Raw genomic sequence first — 16,463 nt, 5'->3', positions numbered from 1 at the left:
CAGGAAAATAATTAATCAGTACCTTCAACCTCAGATTCTATTTTGCTCATGTAGCTTTTATCGTAAACTCATATATTGCATATAGAGAACATTTACCCTCATGACTGGAGAGCGAAACCTTGGGCATAGAACTACGCAGTTTTGTATTTCTAGACAATCTGCAACCTCAACACGCCGCATATATGGGAACAGTAGCCCAAGGATTCTTACCATTACCAGGGGATACATCCCTATGGATTGAAATTTCACCAGGTATCGAAATCAATAAAATTACAGATGTTGCTCTCAAATCTGCTTCTGTCCGTCCAGGAGTACAGGTAGTAGAAAGATTGTATGGACTCTTAGAAATTCATTCTGGCTCTCAAGGGGAAACACGAGCCGCAGGCCAAGCTATTTTAGCAATGCTAGGAGTCAAAAAAGAAGACTGTCTCAAACCCCGTGTAGTTTCTAGCCAGATTATTCGCAACATTGATGCTTACCAAACCCAACTGATTAACCGTACACGCAGAGGACAACTGCTACTCGCAGGACAAACTCTCTATGTCTTAGAAGTTGAACCAGCGGCTTATGCTGCACTAGCTGCCAATGAAGCTGAGAAAGCAGCCGCAATTAATATTTTAGAAGTTCAAGCCGTAGGCAGCTTTGGCAGGCTTTATCTAGGTGGACATGAACGAGATATCTTAGCCGGTTCAGCAGGAGCTTTAACAGCGATCGAAAATGTACCAGGTCGCACACCCCAGAGTCAGCGTCAGGAATAAAGGAGCAAAAATGGCAAATCAAGAGCATTTAGCTTTACTTCAAGCAGGTGCAGTTACCTGGATAGAGTGGAGAAAGCAAAATCCCCAAATTGAAATAGACCTCAGCACCGCTAATCTGCACGGGGAAAACCTCCGGGGTGCAAATCTCCAAGGAGTTAATTTAACCAAGGTAGATTTGAGTCACGCTTTATTAGTACGAACAAATTTGATTGGTGCAAATTTAACCAATGCTAACCTTTCTCAAGCCAAACTAATTGAAGCTAACCTGAGTCAAGCTAACTTGAGTATTGCTAATTTCAGCGGTGCGGACTTGACACAGGCCGATTTAAGCCAGGTAAATTTAATCGGTGCTGATTTGAGTGATGCCAATCTTAGAGGTGCGGTGATTACAGATGCTAATTTGATTGGTACTAATTTTAGCAACGCTATATTAAATGATGCAGATTTAGCAGCCGCTAAACTCATCCGCAGTAACCTGAGTTTTGCTAACTTAATTGGTGCTAATTTAATTGCTGCTGACCTGAGTGAAGGGAATTTTTATGAAGCGGAAATAATGACAGCTTACCTGTACAAAGCAAATTTGTATAAAGCTAATTTAACTAGGGTGCATTTGGGAAGTTCCTACTTATTCAAGGCTAATTTGAGTGAGGCTAATCTGACAAATGCTGATTTAAGTTGGACTAATTTAAGATATGCAAATTTAGCAGGTGCAAATTTAGCAGGTGCTAACCTCAGAGGTGCAAATCTCCAAGGTGCTAACCTCAAGGGTACAAATTTACAAGATACAATTAAGCCTGATTCATTAAGGAACCATTGCTAGTTTAAATACTCGGCAAAATTAATTATACATTTTCCCGAAAAATAGAAATCCCTGGAATCTTGTTCTGTTCGCCGTTCCCCGTTCCCTATAATCCTGATTCAGACAATAAAATCTTCATTTTGTATTTTTATACTTAAAGCGGCTTCATCATTTGATTCTACAGGTAGGGGTAAAGCAAAAGCTCATTGGTGTCAACTTAACGTAAAACCGATGTCCCGCAAGGAAATGAAGTTCTCGTTCCCATACTCTGTATGGGAATGAATTCTAGAAGGCTCTGTCTTCTATGAAAACAGAGGCAGAGCCTCTATAATAGCATTCCCAGTCTCTGACTGGGAACGAGATATCATCAGGATTTAAGCTTAAGTTGACACCATTAAGCAATGCGCTTTACCCCTACAAATCTGGGCTTTTCGTAATCTTCTAAAAGTCTATTTCCCAACCGTGTTTAATAGAACGCAGTATTGTGTTGATATGCCTCAGATTTACCCAGTAAGAGTAGATATGGTAATAATTGCGTCATACTAATGCGTAAACAACAAATACAAAATCCTCATTTCCTTTAATCAAGAATAGTAGAAGAGAATTCATCACAGCTAACGCCTAACTCGTACAATAGAAGATAGATTGTTGAGAATTGTATAGTTAGGGATTATAGCTGTCATGGCTCCCGCCGTTTTAATTGAAAATCTACAAAAATGCTACGGTACTGTTGAGGCTGTCAAAGATGTCTCTTTTCAGGTACAACCTGGGGAAATCTTTGGTTTACTCGGGCCCAATGGTGCAGGGAAAACTACTACTCTGAGGGCTTTGTGTACGCTGACAACTCCTGATGCTGGCAAAATCGAGGTTTCGGGAATTTCGGCGTTAGAATACCCCAAATTAGCCAGGCAAAAGCTGGGTTATGTGGCTCAGGAAGTGGCTTTAGATAAGGTGCTGACGGGTAAGGAGTTGCTGCAATTGCAAGCGGCACTTTATCATCTTCCTCGTGCGGTGATCAAACAGCGGATTAACAATGTATTGGATTTACTGGGTTTACAAGAATACGCAGATAAAAAAACCGGAACCTATTCTGGTGGTTTACGCAAACGTCTAGATTTAGCTGCTGGTTTACTTCATTCTCCAGATGTGTTGGTGTTGGATGAACCAACGGTTGGGCTTGATATTGAGAGCCGTTTTGTGGTTTGGGAATTTCTGCGGAAGTTACGCGCTGCGGGGACAACGGTTGTGATTACCAGCCATTATTTAGAAGAAGTTGATGCTTTAGCTGATAGGGTCGCAATCATAGATCGCGGTCTAGTTATTGCTAATGGTACACCTTCGCAGTTAAAAGACCAAGTTGGGGGCGATCGCATTACTCTCCGTATCCGCGAATTTTCACCCAGGGAAGAAGCAGACAAAGCTAAAAATCTGCTGGCTGCTTTACCCTTTGTCCAAGAAATCATCATCAATAACGCCCAAGGTAACTCCCTTAATTTGGTAGTTACTCCCCAAAATGACGCTTTAATTACTATTCAGCAAGCCTTAAATAATGTCGGTTTACCGATTTTTGGTATTGCTCAATCTCGTCCTAGTTTAGATGATGTTTACTTGGCTGCAACTGGCAAAACTTTGATGGATGCGGAATTAGCTGCTGTGGCTAATCGTGATCCTAAAGCGGAGAAAAAGCAAAATATGAGATAGGGCGATTGGGGATTAGGAATTGAGAGATGGAAAGAAGATTTTTTTCTCCTAATTCCTAAATCCTCGCAATTTTAGTGCAATCAATGTAAGGATTCAGAATACAGAATGTTTGATATAGCAGGGAACAGAAGAGAAAAATATTCTTCTTTCTCCTAACTCCTAACTCCTAACTCCTAACTCCTAACTCCTGACTCCTGACTCCTAAATTCTTACCAATCAACTTCCAAACCTAGCCAATAATTCCTCACGAGAAATATTAGACAAATGAAGTAGTAAGTCAGTTCTTTCTGTTAAAGAAAGTTCCATAATCGGAGTAACAATAGCAGATAATTCTTCATCTAAAGCGCCAAAACAACCTGTTAGTAAACTCACTACTATTAAACGTTGTCCGTCTAAACTACCTTCCTGTCTACCTTCTTGCAGTCCTTCTTGTCGCCATTCTTCCCGTTGTTTAAGATACGCTGGTGATAAGTTCATAATTAATTCTCTCTCTTCATCATTTACATTATCTTTCACCTCTATATTTTTGCGCCAAGAGGCTAAAATCTCTAGTAGGTGATCCCATTTTTCAGTATCTTCTGATAGTTTAACCAATTCTTCTACAGCTTGTTTTTGGGTTTTTCCTTTTCCCAACACTCTTAACCATAGAGTATCTTGACTAATCGGTAACTGATTGATAGCGACAATGGCTGTTTTTAAGAATTCTGGCAGAAAATACACCCCTTCACACCAATTCAGTGACTGTTGTAGTTGTGCGCTAAATCCGTTCAGCATTCTTACAGAACAAGAAGGTGCTAAGATCCATAAATATGGTAATTTTTCTTCAGGTATAGACCGTTTTTCCCGTTTAGCTTGTCGCCATAAATCGCTATGAACGGTATATAATTTTAACAAACAACTCCTAATCTCTACTTCACTGGGAGCATTGCGAAAGGGTTCAAATAGACAGCTTGTGGCTGCCATTTTTGCTAATAATCCTAATTCTAACTCATCAGACGGATTTGAATTATTGGGAACAAACCAAACATCTATTTCCCGAACTTCGCTTTTAACATCTTTGCTGGTTTCTTCATTGCCTAAAGAAGTTAATAACTCCTGTAAATATTCTTTTGCAAATTGATCATGTGGCTGTCGAGTCATAAAACTTTAACTGTTGATTACTCTATCAGAGAGTTTATAGAAACACAAAAAACACTAATTGACTTCGGTGATTGATTTGTGAACAGTCTATCAATGATTTTTTGTTATAATAAGGTGTTAAGAATTATAAATATTCTTTGCTTATTAAAAATTGCAGAAATATTTATAATTTTTACTGATTCATTTTATCACTGTGTATTTGCACATTGGACAAAATTGCTATGAAGACTGATATGAATTGGCAGCAATTAGCTGCACCTACGGTAGTTACAGAGACTACTCCCAGTTTTTTTGGTGAATTAGTCCAAGAAACACTGGCTTTAACTCGTCGTCTATTTATCCAATTACAACGCCGTCCTTCTAGTCTGGTAGCGGGAATTATTCAGCCGGTGATGTGGTTGGTGTTATTTGGTGCATTATTCCAAAATGCCCCTAAAGGTTTATTTGGAAGTACGACAAATTACGGTCAATTTCTGGCAGCAGGTGTAATTGTTTTTACAGCTTTTGCAGGGGCTTTAAATGCCGGTTTACCTGTGATGTTTGATAGGGAATTTGGTTTTTTAAATCGGTTGCTGGTTGCACCGTTAGCTTCTCGGTTCTCGATTGTCTTTGCTTCTGCTATCTTTATTATTAGCCAAAGTTTACTGCAAGCGGCTGTAATTGTAGCAGCAGCGGCGTTTTTAGGGGCTGGTTTACCGGATGCGGCTGGGTTAAGTGCGATCGCTCTTATTGTCTTACTTCTGGCTTTGGGTGTCACCGCTATCTCTCTCGGTTTGGCTTTTGCTTTACCCGGTCACATTGAACTAATCGCAGTAATTTTTATTACTAACCTGCCTTTACTCTTCGCCAGCACAGCTTTAGCACCTTTATCCTTTATGCCTGGTTGGTTGCAGGTCATCGCTACCCTCAATCCTCTTAGCTATGCAATTGAACCAATTCGCTATTTATACCTTCATAGCACTTGGAGATTAAATGATATCGTCATGCACGCTTTTTGGGGTGATGTTACCTTTGGGGGAGCATTGTTAGTCTTGGTAGGTTTTGCGTTGGTGGCTTTACTCAGCATTCAACCTCAATTACGCAAAACTCTTGCTTAAGATAGAAGCATCATTAACTCAGTCAAATGTGAGGGGAAATTTCATGAAAAGACCATTTTTACCAGTTCACAAAATCTTAGTTGCGACTTTTGCAGGAATTAGCTTTGCTTCCCTGTTAGTAGCACAACCTAGTTTAGCTGATCTTAATCAACCCCTTGGTGGTTTGGAGAGCGAACGCAATACCAATTTCTCTGGTAATGGTTCAGATTTCAATATGTTTAACCTGATTCATCAGGCAAATTTTGGGACTCTTAACTGGAATTCTGATCAACAAAATCAAAAGTTGGATGACGCAGCAGCCGCATTTAAAGCTAGACAAGAAAAACTAATTCAAGGTCAGCAAAAGCAAAATCCATCTTCAACCTTGACGACATCCGGAGAAAATACACCATCGCAGCTATTATTACCGTCAGATAAATGAAAATTCAAAACCTCAACTCCTAACCTTGATTTGGCTGGGAGTTGAGGTCAAACAATTTTGGATTTTGGATTTGTTAAAATTGAAAACCTAAAATTCGGTCAGTTAGCTGAGTGCTGTTATGAAAAACTACAAGCCCAGTACTGCTAAAACATCACTAGCGTGGGTACTAGTGTTAACAGCACCGTCAACATGAATAATTTTACCGTTAGGATCAATTACAAAAGTGACGCGCTTTGCATAACCACCACCATCAACATCAAAAGCATTGATGAGGGCTTTATCCGTGTCAACTAATAGGGGGAAATTCAGGTTATATTTAGCGGTGAATGCTTGATGGGCAGCTTGATCATCAGCACTTACTCCCAACACTACAACATTTTTACCTTGATATTCAGGTTGGGCATCCCGGAAACTACAAGCTTGTTTGGTGCAGCCTGGCGTGTCATCTTTGGGGTAGAAATACACAACTACCGTTTTACCAGCAAAATCAGATAATGAAACTGTGTTGCCGTTTGTATCTTTAGCGGTAAATGCAGGCGCATCTGTACCAACTGCTAGTGGCATAATTAACCTTTCCTGTTTCAGATTGTTGATGCACTTGAAATTTTACAGTAATTTACAATATTTATAGAAATTGTTAGAAACAAAATATTAACCTTCTAGCTGCTTAATGTCTAAAATCATGACTACTATTGATTTTCCCAACCCTAAACCCTTTGTTTATACCCCAAAGACGCTCTTAAGAGCAGAGCGATCGCTCATTTGTTCACCCTTCGATCTCAGTTTATTTACAGCCATGCGGACTCAGAGTGTTTCCGTGAGTGCGATCGCTATGGAAAAAGGTGTCAAACAAGGTTACACCAAACGCCCTTTATCAGAATTGAACTGTGATAACGCTTTCGATTGGCTGATCGAAGTTGGAGTATTACGGCGAGAAGTCGATGGACAGGGCATTACAGACGGTTTTCGCCTCACTCCCCTTGGTCATCAGTTGCTAGAAAAAATTACCGAAAATAATTGGCGTACACCCTCATGGCGCGATCGCTTAGATGATGCCCTAACTCGTTGGTTTCGACTACCATTTTAGATGAAAAATTAACAGGTTAAGATAAGCAAAGCAAAGTAAAATTTGGGTTAAAGAAGTAGCAAAATTAACCCTATTGATTGATCTGCTCTTTTTCAAGTTTGATCAGCAAATTGCTATAACAACCTGAGTTCGACATAAGATAATTTGTGGAAAAATCCCCCCACCAAGAGTCTCAAACCCTTATTCTCTAGTTGAAAAATCATAATTCCGAACACCGAACACCGAACACCGAACTCAGGTTATAACAGGGTTTAATCCTCCAATTGCCGCACCACCACAAAAAATACTAGTCAAATTATGAAAGCAATTATGGTAGTGGGGACAACATCCCACGCAGGGAAATCACTGTTAACTACAGCTATTTGCCGCATATTATCCCGTCGTGGCTGGCGGGTGGCTCCCTTTAAAGGTCAAAATATGGCTTTAAATGCTTATGTTACTCCCACCGGAGGAGAAATAGGCTACGCTCAAGCGGTGCAAGCTTGGGCTGCGGGAGTCATTCCTTCAGTAGAAATGAACCCAATTTTACTCAAACCCCAAGGGGATATGACATCTCAAGTCATCCTCAAAGGCAGACCTATAGGTAAAGTTAGTGCTACAGATTATTACGAGCAATATTTTGACCTGGGTTGGCGGACAATTGAAGAATGTCTACAACACCTAGCTACAGAATTTGATATGTTAGTTTGTGAAGGTGCCGGTAGTCCAGCCGAAATTAACCTCAAGCACCGCGACTTAACTAATATGCGGGTAGCAAAACATTTAAATGCCCCCACACTTTTAGTAGTTGATATTGACAGAGGAGGCGCTTTTGCTCATGTAGTCGGAACTCTAGAATTACTTGACCCTGACGAACGCGCTTTAATTAAAGGCGTAGTTATTAACAAATTCCGAGGACAGCGTTCAATTCTCGAACCAGGAATCAAATGGTTAGAAGAACGCACTGGTATTCCTGTAGTTGGCGTTATCCCCTACTTAGAAGAAGTTTTTCCTGCTGAAGATTCCCTAGATTTACTGGAACGCAAACCCCAGAAAACCCAAGCTGAACTGAATATAGCTATTATCCGCTTACCAAGAATAGCCAATTTTACCGACTTTGATCCACTTGAATCAGAATCTTCAGTTTCAGTAAAATATTTGAGTCCCAAGCAAGATTTAGGACATCCCGACGCAGTAATTTTACCAGGAACAAAAACCACAATTGCCGACTTGATAATATTGCAAAAAAGCGGCATGGCTGAAGCAATTCAAAACTATGCTGCTTCTGGGGGAACAGTTTTAGGTATTTGTGGCGGCTACCAAATGCTAGGTCAAATGATAGCAGATCCAGAGGGAGTAGAAGGACAAGCTGGTAGATTTCAAGGGTTAAATTTATTACCCATTAAAACAATAATGACAGGACAAAAAATTGCTCGTCAGCGCCAAGTTACTTCCAATTTTCCGCAAATGGGCTTACCTGTAAATGGATTTGAAATTCATCAAGGGCGATCGCGCATAGAACAGCAAGAAATAGATTCTAAAGCCTACCAACCCCTATTTGATGACATTAATTTAGGACTAGTGGATAGTTGTCAATCTGTTTGGGGCAGTTATTTACACGGTTTGTTTGATAATGGCCCTTGGCGACGTGCTTGGCTTAACCGTCTCCGTCAACAGCGTGGACTGAAATCTTTACCCACCGGTGTTGCTAATTACCGAGAACAGCGAGAGCAAATTTTGGACTCTTTAGCCACTCAAATTGAAAGCCATTTAAACTTAACTCCATTTTTGTCTTAGATAAACACTTTGTGTCGTTAGACCAGGGAGTGTCAACTCATGAGTATTAGCATCCACTTCTTACCAGATGATGTCACCGTTAACGCTGAAGTAGGAGAATCCCTGTTAGATGTAGCAGATCGGGCAGGGGTCTCCATTCCCACTGGTTGTCTAATGGGGACTTGTCATGCTTGCACCGTCGAACTAGATGATGGGGAAGTCATTCGTGCTTGCATTACTCCAGTTCCACCAGGAAAGGAGGAATTGACCATTAATTTGTATAGTGATCCAACATGGTAATTAGAGGGTGTTTGAAAAGCTACATAGACAAAACCCACCTCCGTGGGTTGTAAAACCTTTATTTGACCTTAGTCCGCGCAGGCGGACTTTGTTTGTGTAGTAGCGATTTATAATCGCCGGAAACTTTTCAAACATCCTCTTAGGGCTGGCTGATAGAGAACTTCCAACTAGACATCTCCGAAAATGAATGTAGAGACGTTCCGGTGGAACGTCTCCACTTGAATCTTAAATATTGATACTTTGCGGAATTCTGGAAGGCAATAAATACTTGTAAGCTATCATCCTTTCACTATTTAGCTGATTAATTCTTTGCTCAATTTCTTGTAAATCTTGATGAAAATCCTGCAAAGCAACTTTCAATTTTTGGTTGCCTTGAGAAATTGATGTGGGATACTCACCCAATTTAGTGTAGTATAACGAGCCGAGCAAATAGAGGATATTTATCTGTTCTTGCGCTTTTTCTAGGGATGGTAGACCATTGATAAAATCTTCCGATTCTTGGGAATTTGTTGGTGCTGGAGTATAACGAGCGAAAGGAAATGCTGGCGTATATATCATCATTCCACGTTGCGGAAAATTCACAGCAGCGTGTTGAGCGCTGGCTGTAAAAATAATCGTTGAGATTGTTTTAACTAAATAATCTAGCGTCTTAATTTTTCCTTCCGCATCCTCACCAAAATTCTGCAAACGTCCCCCTTTGGGACTAGCTAATTTACCAGACCAACGCTGTAAATTTTTATCAGCCAAAACTAAACCATCATTCGTATAAAAATGACTTAAATAGGCATAAACCCATTTATAAATAGCATTCCAAATTAATGTTCCGTCATCTCGGTAAGGGTAAATTGGTAGCTGGTTAGCATTATTAACACCCCGACTATTTAAAGTATCAGGAAATGCTACCTCATGAAAATTAAACAAATAACTTTGTGCTGCTTTAATTGCTAATTGTTGTTCAGATTCAATAGTACCAGCTAACAGTGAGTCTATAATCCCCTTTGGAGCTATTAAAGATTTATGAGCGCCATAATTTATGAGGACAGTACCCTGAAGATGAGGTTTGAGGAGTTGTTTGATTAAGTGATTATTGGGTAAATGATTAGTTGCAACAATAAAAGGCTCAATAACTAAATGTGTCCGGCCTAGATGACTTACCAACTCGTGATAGTTGCTATCTGCCATCTGCACAATGTTCTTAGCAGTCATCCAAGTTCCTGTTTCCAGAGGTGTAAATATAGACTGCTGACAACTAATTGCTATAGGTAGTAGATAACGAGATGAACTACTCACCGGCGGTACAGCAAATAGTGCAATGGGAGCAGCAGCATATTTTTGTGCTTGAGGAAAACTACCATCTACTAAGTTATTTAATAAATCATAGTCTGCTAAATAAAGCCGACCTTCTTTTATTGCTGCTTCTAGAGAATCGGTGAACCCTGCTATTTTGTTGACAATTTCTTGGTATTTTTCGCCAGTAATTGGTAAGCGCGGATCTAATTGTTTAATTTGCTTGAGCATAACTGGGTTAGGGCCAGCTACCTGCATATAAGCAAAAACTAAATCTTCTTGGAATTTATTAGCAATTTCTGGTTTGGATATAACTCTAAATTGGTTGTCGAAATCCTCAAGACCATTTTCAGAGTTTTTAGATGTTTCTACAGAAGTTTCTGCAATTGGAGTTTGATGTTCAGCTAATTCTAATAATTTGGCATTGTATTTGATAATTTCTTTAAAAAATGCTTTGGTAGATTCTTTATTCGATTTGGCTACTACTGGCTGAGGATTTTTATTTAATAAATCTGTAAACTGTTTTTCAACTTTTACTACTTTTATATCTTTATTGGCTTGTTCAAAAAGTCTTTGCTGGAGATAGGGATGAATTTGCTCATCAAGGTTTAAATTATCATCAATTTGTTTTAATGTTAATAATAAATCGGAAATATAACTATTTAAATAATCATCTGAATCTTCAAGATTGCTAATTGTACTGATGTTGTTGTTGATGTTTTTTAAAGAACTCAGCTTGCCATCTAAAAATAATTTATCAGTTTGGTTGTCACTATTAGGAGTATTTTTGGCGTTGCTATGAGTAGATTTAGAGGTGTTATTGAGATTAAGAATAGTGATGACAGTTAATAATAAACCCAGCCATTGAGCGCTGGGAAGTTCATCTTTAGGTAATAAAGGAAAATTGATTATTGGTAATTCAGGAATATCCGTCATAGCCAAAGGCTCTAGATAATTATAGTTATATTCATATCTGTTACATTGTGTAGGGATAAAACGATTTAATATTTTATAGAGAAATACAAGTGTATTCTTAAAAGTAAACATATTTTCTCCTCTCTTCAAGTGATAATCATTTATTTTTAGACAACCACCTAATTTGTCAAGAGTTTCTTAATTTTTGTAAATCAAGACTAGATTGTCCTGTCAGTATGTTTAGCATATTTAATTTTAATTACCATTTTATTTATGATGTTTTAATAATTACATTAATTTTTGTATAAAAATAAGACTTACGCATCAATTAGGAAATGTAGGGGTAATTCATGAATTACCCCTACGGTAAATCATGACTTTCACTACCTTTTGGGGTAAGTCCTGAAGAAGATATATTTGTCTCAGACTTTATTCAAAGCATATTGCTTAAACCGCTCCAAATCCGCTTGGATTGTGGACTCTACCACCTTTCCCAAAAACAAATTATCCATGAGTTTACCCAGAAATCCAGGAATAGCGTAGGCAACGGTCATTTTGACAACGCTGCTAGTATGGCGATCATAAAAGCGAATTGCACCCTGATTTGGTAAACCATCAACTGATTCCCATTGGATAATTTGGTTAGGAATAATTTTGAGAATGCGAGATTTCCAGGTAAAATCCCAACCACCAGTACTCAATTTCCACAGAGATATCTCTGGATCATCTGGTAAAATTTTCACCGAATCAATCCACTTCATCCAACGAGGCATTTGCTCTAAATCAGACCAGAGGCTCCATACTAATTCTATAGGAACCTCAACTTCTACCTGCACACTATGCTCTAACCATTCAGCCATTAGATTTTAGATTTTAGATTTTAGATTTTAGATTTTAGATTAATTGGTGATTGGTGATTGGTGAATAATTATTCTCTGTCACCTGTCACCTGTCACCTGTCACCTGTCACCTGTCAACTGTCACCTGTCAACTGTCACCTGTCACCTGTCACCTGTCACCTGTCAACTGTCACCTGTCAACTGTCACCTGTCAACTGTCAACTGTCACCTGTCACCTGTCAACTGTCAACTGTCACCTGTCACCTGTCACCTGTCACCTGTCACCTGTCAACTGTCACCTATTTCTTCACATTTTCCAGAATCACCTTAGCCGCACGTCCTCCAGAAATAGTTGCACCTTCCATGCTGTCAATATAATCTTGCTGAGTATAACTACCTGCTAGGAAGAAATTAGGTATAGGTGTTTTTTGGTCTGGACGGTAAGCGTCCATTCCTGGTGCTTCCCGGTAGAGAGACTGAGCCAGTTTTACCACGCTGTACCAAGTCATGTTTAAATCTCTGGAGGAAGGGAATAGTTCATGGACTTGTTTAAGGACGTGTTGTGCGATCGCATCATTACTTTGTTTAATAAAAGGATCTCCTGGTGTCAATACCAGTTGCAACAACGAACCTTCTCCAGGACGATAATAATCTGCGGGGCTAGTCAAAGCTAAATCAGCAAAACAGGAAAAATCTGCATCTGCGGTATATAACAAATTATCTATCCCAGCCGCATGATTTAATTGTTTCCGCTTGTGGTCATCTTCCAGTTCTGTCACCCAACCATCAAAGCGTAGCTGTACTGTAGCGACTGGGACAGCATCAAGTTTATAAATATTATCAAATTCTGACCATTTGCGCCATGCTTGGGGTAAAACGCGCTGAATTCCCGGTACATCACAAGCACAAAGATAAGCATCAGCGGTGATCACTTCTTCTGTCTCACCTTGGGCAACTAATATACCTGTAACGTGGGTTTCTTCATTGGACTCAGCAAACTGAATTTCCCGCACTTGCCGACGGGTATATATTTTAGTGCCTCTAGCTTCTAAATATTCAACAATTGGTTTGTGTAAATATTCATGTGGTGAACCTTCCAGCATCCGCAGAATTGAAGCCTCAGTTCTGACTGCGAAAAACTGGAAAATTGTCAACATACAACGGGCAGAAATATTGTCACAATCTATAAAACCAAGGGCGTAAGCGATGGGGTTCCATAGACGTTTGATGCTGCCTTTACTACCCCCATGACTATAAAACCAGTCGGAAAAGCTGATTTTGTCTAATTTGCGGATAGTTTTCATTGCCCCATCAAAGTCTATTAAACCTTGGACTATGGGGCTAGTTCCGAGTGCGATCGCATTTTGGAATTTATCCTGAAGTGAAAGTTGGGAAGTTGTAAAAAATGCCTTTAACCCATTAAAGGGCGCACCTGTAATAAAACGGAAATCTAAAGCCCCAGTACGCCCACCTTTATTGATAAAAGTATGACTATGTTCTTTTAGACGTAAATTGTCTCCGGCTCCCACCTTCTCCATTAACTCAAATAGATTGTAGTAGCAGCCGAAAAATACGTGTAACCCCATTTCAACATGGTTGCCATCACCATCTACCCAACTGCCGACTTTTCCACCTATAAATGGGCGAGATTCAAAAATTTGCACCTCACAACCAGCATCAGCTAAATCTACAGCAGCGGCCAGTCCAGCCAGTCCCGCACCTACAATTGCAACACGCATTCCCTCGTTCCTTTATGGCTTAAGCCACACGGCGCTATCAGTTTCTTTACAAATTGTAACTGCCTTGGTGTCGGAATTTGCTATTTAGCTGGAAACAAGAGGCAGGAGGCAGAAGACAGGAGACAGGAGAATTTTAGATTTTGGATTGAACAATCTAAAATAAAAATAGTCGCTACCCTGCGTCCGCTTCGCTAATGAAAACCCGAAATTAAACGGGCAGGAGCCAGAAGAAAGATCAATACCTTCTCCATTTTCTCCATTTTCTCCATCTTCCCTATCTACCCATCTCTCCTATTTCCTCAGCTTTTCTCCTTAGAGTCTTCAGAAAGAGGTAAACTTCTAATCAGTTCTCGAATGATATCAGTGGCTGGTCTACCTGTTTGTTGGCAATATTTTTCTAGCTTTTCTGCTTCCTGTGTTGCTAGGTTAACAGTTATACGTTTAACGGCCCATTTTTTATTTGTCATTATCATGCAGGTTGCTGTTTATTAATGGATTGATAAAGAATTCGATTGCAAAAGTAAAAAACGATAGTATCAGAATTTGCTTCCAGGAAATAGCAAAGTTCTTAATATCATTAAGAATTTTCGATAAAGAATTTTTGCTTCTTCAAGGTATAGATAATACACTACTAATTATTTTCAACTCTCCATTAATTATGCAGCAATAAACATCTTCGGTAATTGTAGAAAACCACAGATTAAACCTGGACTCATGAACTCAGTGCTAATGAGGTATTTACCTGTGGTAACTACATCAAGTATTATTCAAATTCCAGTTCCGGCATCAGTTGGAGAGTACCGATACCCAAATCTTCGGGAAGTAGCGATCGCGCTTCAAACAAAGCCATCATATCTTTTAACTGAGGATTCCCACGGGAAGCGCCTGTCAGTCCTTTAGAAATAATCAAACCGCAATAGCCTTGAGTATTTTTGCAGCGTTGATTCCATTTTTTCCTGGCTTCAACATGAATGGGATCATTATCTAGAAATTCCCCAAATAGGAATAATTCTTGATTATTCGTTTGTAACAAACCCAAGTCATAGCGATCGCCATCAAAGGGATCAGCCCCTGGATTAAAACAAATAGCTTTCAGTCCCTCAGCTGCCTCAATCTTTGCAATCACAGTTTTTGCCTTAGGACGAGAAGTTTGAATCAAAATCACGGGTAATCCATCCCCAACTTGATTGATCACATCTGTTGGATGATAATCTACTTCCCGACGCAAGGACTCTAAAATCTCCCAAGAAATCACACCTAAACTGAGGAAAGAGTCTTCTGGAATCAAGTCATCTCGCAAGGAATGGAAGGCTGTGGAATCAATATCATCTTCATCTGCGATATCAAAACCTGCCATTTCCTCCAACTCTGCTGCCAATTCTGGCATAGTAGAGACAGTCACAGAAACTGATTTAGTATCTTCATCTGGATGGGGTAAGGAAATGCGATAACGCCGATTAATGGCAGGAAAGTCATCTTCATAGAACTGGTGACGGTGATCACGAACAAAACGGAGCAAGCTTTCTAGAGCCACAAAAACTACAAGTGCTTCCTCGTCGTACAAAACAGACCGTAATCCTTCTAAAGGATGAATATTGCCAAAGGTAGGTTCAATTTCCGATAGCGCTAATTCTGCTAAATCTTCATCCTCATCTTCATCTTCGTCGGTTTGCTCAAAGGTAAGAAACAAACAATCTTGCTTCAGGAAAGCTTCTTCTAAACCTTGTCCAGATTCTTCATCTCTTAAAACATCTGCACGAAACCGTTTGAGAGAATCTTCTGAGCGATAAAACAAAATTCCATATTCCATCCCCAGCATTCCCATCACTGAAGCATAAATTGTCCCTACATCCCACTTATTAATCTCTATGGATAATATTTGTTGTTCTTCTATAAATTTCCAAGGTGCTGCTTCCCAAGTTGCAAAAGCCTTCTCTCTCAATATTTGTGCATACTGGGGAGGTAAATCGGGGATTTGGCTATCGAGAATATCCGCAAAGGAGCGAAATAGTTCATCAATTAAAGGTAATTCTGGTGTGTAGTCAATGGCAATATCCAAATCTTGCAATACCCCACGCAGATAAAATTGAATTTCCCGATCTTTCACCACAATTCTTTGCGGTCTAGCGGGTTTAGCTGGACTGTGTGGATGTTCCATGGCTCGCATTAAGGTACGAACTATAGCTTCTGGCCCTAGTTCTGGAGATACCACATCCATACCTCTGACAATACCTTGAGAACCATCTACCCAGAGAATGCATTCTCCCTTGGATTCGTCTGATTCACTGGGTTGGGTTTGTGATGACGATAACGGACGGCGATCGCCCTCCCATATAGAAGGAATTTGGGTTAATTTCTTCAACCGACGACTGGTAGAGCGATTAAAACTTGTCATAGAGTAAAGTTAATCAAAAAAGCTATTTATGAAGAAGTAAATTGTGGGTAGTGGTGAGTAAATAAGTGCTGAGTAACGAGTACTGAGTAAGGAGTCACTCCATAGTTAAAACTAGGAGAATAATTTTTTCTTTTTCCATCCCTGAAGGCAGGGACTTCACAGCCAGAGGATGAGTACAATTAATTTTCCTTTTTTACTCAGGACTCAGCACTCCTGAAAAGTGGTTGTTA

At 39.7% G+C, this 16,463-nt stretch carries 15 protein-coding genes; 8 read left to right on the top strand and 7 right to left on the bottom strand.

Annotated features, from left to right (window positions below; translation table 11 throughout):
* The first annotated feature begins 119 nt into the window (after positions 1-119).
* The 3 genes from ccmP to AC012T_RS13625 all read left to right on the top strand — a co-directional run bounded on the left by ccmP (position 120) and on the right by AC012T_RS13625 (position 3,258).
* A complete protein-coding gene (gene ccmP, locus AC012T_RS13635) occupies positions 120-758 on the top strand; it encodes a beta-carboxysome protein CcmP (protein ID WP_487059089.1) in 639 nt (212 codons plus the stop codon).
* A 10-nt stretch (positions 759-768) separates the two neighbouring features.
* Positions 769-1,578 carry a pentapeptide repeat-containing protein gene (locus AC012T_RS13630; RefSeq protein WP_487059087.1) on the top strand — a complete coding sequence of 270 codons (810 nt, stop codon included), beginning with the start codon at positions 769-771 and terminating at the stop codon, positions 1,576-1,578.
* 660 nt (positions 1,579-2,238) lie between these two features.
* On the top strand, positions 2,239-3,258 hold the full coding sequence (locus AC012T_RS13625; RefSeq protein ID WP_487059086.1) for an ABC transporter ATP-binding protein: 1,020 nt from the start codon (positions 2,239-2,241) through the stop codon (positions 3,256-3,258).
* 216 nt (positions 3,259-3,474) lie between these two features.
* Here the strand turns inward: AC012T_RS13625 and AC012T_RS13620 are convergent, their stop codons facing one another.
* Entirely contained in the window at positions 3,475-4,398 is a 924-nt protein-coding gene (locus tag AC012T_RS13620) for an RpnC/YadD family protein (protein WP_487059084.1), read from the bottom strand.
* Between the two features lie 221 nt (positions 4,399-4,619).
* On the opposite strand from AC012T_RS13620, the gene AC012T_RS13615 reads away from it, so the two are divergent.
* Entirely contained in the window at positions 4,620-5,495 is an 876-nt protein-coding gene (locus AC012T_RS13615; protein ID WP_487059082.1) for an ABC transporter permease, read from the top strand.
* 43 nt (positions 5,496-5,538) lie between these two features.
* Complete coding sequence (locus AC012T_RS13610; RefSeq protein ID WP_487059081.1) at positions 5,539-5,916, top strand: hypothetical protein; 378 nt, start codon at positions 5,539-5,541, stop codon at positions 5,914-5,916.
* A 126-nt stretch (positions 5,917-6,042) separates the two neighbouring features.
* Here the strand turns inward: AC012T_RS13610 and AC012T_RS13605 are convergent, their stop codons facing one another.
* Positions 6,043-6,480: a peroxiredoxin gene (locus tag AC012T_RS13605; protein WP_487059079.1), complete on the bottom strand. Its 438-nt coding sequence runs from the start codon at positions 6,478-6,480 to the stop codon at positions 6,043-6,045.
* Positions 6,481-6,598: 118 nt separating this feature from the next.
* Here AC012T_RS13605 and AC012T_RS13600 point away from each other — a divergent pair, with 118 nt between their 5' ends.
* From AC012T_RS13600 to AC012T_RS13590, 3 genes are all read left to right on the top strand, one after another.
* Entirely contained in the window at positions 6,599-7,003 is a 405-nt protein-coding gene (locus AC012T_RS13600) for an Npun_F0494 family protein (RefSeq protein ID WP_487059077.1), read from the top strand.
* 297 nt (positions 7,004-7,300) lie between these two features.
* Positions 7,301-8,779 carry a cobyric acid synthase CobQ gene (cobQ, locus tag AC012T_RS13595; protein WP_487059075.1) on the top strand — a complete coding sequence of 493 codons (1,479 nt, stop codon included), beginning with the start codon at positions 7,301-7,303 and terminating at the stop codon, positions 8,777-8,779.
* A 39-nt stretch (positions 8,780-8,818) separates the two neighbouring features.
* A complete protein-coding gene (locus tag AC012T_RS13590) occupies positions 8,819-9,058 on the top strand; it encodes a 2Fe-2S iron-sulfur cluster-binding protein (protein WP_487059074.1) in 240 nt (79 codons plus the stop codon).
* Between the two features lie 225 nt (positions 9,059-9,283).
* Here AC012T_RS13590 and AC012T_RS13585 read toward each other — a convergent pair whose 3' ends face one another.
* From AC012T_RS13585 to AC012T_RS13565, 5 genes are all read right to left on the bottom strand, one after another.
* Positions 9,284-11,392, bottom strand: a complete 2,109-nt coding sequence (locus AC012T_RS13585) for a lipoxygenase family protein (protein WP_487059072.1) — start codon at positions 11,390-11,392, stop codon at positions 9,284-9,286.
* A gap of 290 nt (positions 11,393-11,682) precedes the next feature.
* Positions 11,683-12,120: an SRPBCC family protein gene (locus AC012T_RS13580; protein ID WP_487059070.1), complete on the bottom strand. Its 438-nt coding sequence runs from the start codon at positions 12,118-12,120 to the stop codon at positions 11,683-11,685.
* A gap of 278 nt (positions 12,121-12,398) precedes the next feature.
* Complete coding sequence (gene zds / locus AC012T_RS13575) at positions 12,399-13,838, bottom strand: 9,9'-di-cis-zeta-carotene desaturase (RefSeq protein WP_487059069.1); 1,440 nt, start codon at positions 13,836-13,838, stop codon at positions 12,399-12,401.
* Between the two features lie 299 nt (positions 13,839-14,137).
* A complete protein-coding gene (locus AC012T_RS13570; RefSeq protein ID WP_015214428.1) occupies positions 14,138-14,311 on the bottom strand; it encodes a ribbon-helix-helix domain-containing protein in 174 nt (57 codons plus the stop codon).
* A 290-nt stretch (positions 14,312-14,601) separates the two neighbouring features.
* The gene (locus AC012T_RS13565) at positions 14,602-16,233 is read right to left on the bottom strand and encodes a DUF6930 domain-containing protein (protein ID WP_487059067.1); all 1,632 of its coding nucleotides are present in this window, start codon (positions 16,231-16,233) and stop codon (positions 14,602-14,604) included.
* Positions 16,234-16,463: the final 230 nt, after the last annotated feature.

The sequence above is a fragment of the Anabaena sp. EIM26 genome, assembly GCF_057568715.1.
This window is presented reverse-complemented; position numbering and strand designations above follow the sequence as displayed.